This window comes from Acidimicrobiales bacterium, assembly GCA_035533095.1.
Classification (GTDB): domain Bacteria; phylum Actinomycetota; class Acidimicrobiia; order Acidimicrobiales; family Palsa-688; genus DATLUM01.
This window is the reverse complement of the sequence record DATLUM010000026.1, coordinates 1-2,226: the sequence shown is the minus strand read 5'-3', so window position 1 is coordinate 2,226 and position 2,226 is coordinate 1. Positions and strand designations below refer to the sequence as shown.

The 2,226-nt window shown below is 68.9% G+C and carries 2 protein-coding genes; one reads left to right on the top strand and one right to left on the bottom strand.

The annotated features are described in order from the left end of the window. Positions 1–212 precede the first annotated feature (212 nt). The gene (locus tag VNF71_02740) at positions 213–1,571 is read right to left on the bottom strand and encodes an NF041680 family putative transposase (GenBank protein HVA73465.1); all 1,359 of its coding nucleotides are present in this window, start codon (positions 1,569–1,571) and stop codon (positions 213–215) included. A gap of 99 nt (positions 1,572–1,670) precedes the next feature. Between VNF71_02740 and VNF71_02735 the strand changes: the two genes are divergently transcribed. Then, positions 1,671–2,039, top strand: a complete 369-nt coding sequence (locus VNF71_02735) for a DUF6788 family protein (protein HVA73464.1) — start codon at positions 1,671–1,673, stop codon at positions 2,037–2,039. Positions 2,040–2,226 lie beyond the last annotated feature (187 nt).

The following is a 2,226-nucleotide window of genomic DNA, read 5'->3' as shown; positions in this document are numbered from 1 at the left end:
CGCCTGCCAGACGATTGCTTTCACTTCGGGATCGAACGCGCGCATGATGGGTGGCGACCTCCACTGGTCGTTGGCGTTTGGGTGCACCCGACATGAAACTCGGGACAAACACACGACCGGTGGATGGTCTATTTCTGCGCGAATGGCCTGTTCAGAGAACTATCTGCCTATCCGCGCGGCCTCTTAGCTTGGGATTAAACCTCCGAACCTGCTCAGGCGGCCTTCTTGACCGCCGGATAGCGGGCTCGTGGCGGTCTTCGGGTTCCTCTCGGACGCCCGGGGCCGGGTGTCTGGGATTTCGGTGGGCCGGCGGGCGTGCCGATCGTCGTACGCAGCCGACGAAACCCTCTGCGGACCCTTGCCGGGGTCAGCAGCGACGGGTCGCGCGGCCGCTCCCAGGGCAGGCGCAGGTCGGCGACGAGACCGCGGGCCAGCCGCAGCTCGGTGTGGGCCGCGACGACGAGGAAGGTCCAGCGATCTGCCTGCTCGGGCGTGCGGATGGCCGGCGTCGTCCAGCCGAGCGTGGACTTCGCGAACCGGTAGGTGTGCTCGATGTCGAAGCGCCGCAGGTAGGCACGCCAGCACAGGTCGAGATCGGGGGTGCCCGGACCGGACCACCACAGCCAGAGCGTCTTCAGCGCCCGTCCGGTCGGTCGTGGCAGGTGCTCGACGTCCACCCGGATGACGCTGCCGCGGATGATCGGTGGCAGGTCGTGGTCGGCCCAGCGCCCCCGGCCGTGCAGCTTCGGGTGCAGGTCGTGCCAGGCCGCAACGCGTACGTTGCCGTAGCGGGGGTCGCAGGTGGTGAGCTCGGCGTCTGGCCTCGTCCAGGTCGCGGGGTCCGAACACACGAACCGTGCCCCGTGGCGTCGCGGCCGCCCGATGGCGCCAGGCGCCCGGGGAGCGGGGTCGGGATGGAAGACCCGTGACGAGCTGATACGCACGAGCACCTCGGCACGCACGTCGGCGAGCCCCGCGCCGAGGGCGATCCCGTCATAGCCGGCGTCGAAGACGAGCAGCGGGACCCGGCCGTCGCCTGGAAGCAGGTCGACGAGGCGTCGGACCTGGTCGATCGTGGCCGTCGTCGCGTCCATGTGTGGCGCGATGCGCATCGCGTCGAGCGGAGCGGTCCAAGAGTCGGCTGCCCAGTCGAGCTGGCAGATCCACTGGTAGGACCATCCCGCCACGATCGGCTGTCCGGCCGAGTGCTTGGACGCCGAGTAGTGAAAGCCACGCTCGGGGCTCGTCTCGGCGTCGCAGCGATCGAAGGTCGAGGCGTCGACAGCGAAGACGGCGGGCCAGGCAGGCGGCCGGTTGGCGACGAGGAGCCTGCGCAGCTTGTCCTCGTCGACCCGACCGAGCGCGAGGGCCTTGTAGAGGCTGCCGTGGCTTCGTCGGAACACCGGCTCCAGGCTGAGCGAGGGGACCGAGGACACCGGGGAGGGCGAGCAGAGCACAGCGTCGCACAGCTCGAAGAGCGCGTCGCCCCACCGAGTGAAGCACGAGTACAGCTCCCGCCGGAACCGGACGAGGGTCGCCTCGCGCTCGTCCTCAGCCGATCCATCGCCCACGTCACCCTCCCCGCCCGTCCGGCATGCCGTGGGCTACAGTGTCCTACTGTAGCTACTCGAAGTGGTGGATCATCGGCCAGACTGCGACAGGAGGTGTCCATGCCACGGCCGAACCCCAAGGACCGCCGGGCCAAGGAGCGGATCGTCGCCAAGCTCGGCGCGAGCGACTTCGCGCTCCCGGGCACGATCCTCGAGCGGCGGATCTGCTGCAAGAAGCCGGGCTGTCGCTGCACGGCAGACCCGCCGCAGCTGCACGGCCCCTACTACCAGTGGACTCGCAAGGTCAACGGCAAGACCGTCACCCGGCTGCTCACGAGAGAGCAGAAGGAGCGCTACGAGGCCTGGTTCGACAACGCCAAACAGATCCGCACCCTCCTCGCCGAGCTCGAGATGCTGTCGCTTCTCATCGTCGAGTCAGCCGAGGGCTGGAGCGCGCAAGCCCCGACGCCGAAGGGCGGGAAGGTTTAATCGCAAGGTAAGACCAGGAACGCCCAGGCGTCGTCGCCCGTCACCGGCCTGCTCAACCCGGGCGAACGCCGGGGCTAGGGGCGTTCACTCCGAGACGGACTTGCCCGAGCTCGGGTCGAAGAAGTGGAGGCGCTCGGTGTCGACGGTGAGGAACATCTGGTCGCCCGCCTTCACCTCGGTGCGCGGG

Coding starts and splice junctions, on each gene's coding strand:
- VNF71_02735 (HVA73464.1), top strand. CDS start 1,671: ATGCCACGGCCGAACCCCAAGGACCGCCGGGCCAAGGAGCGGATCGTC.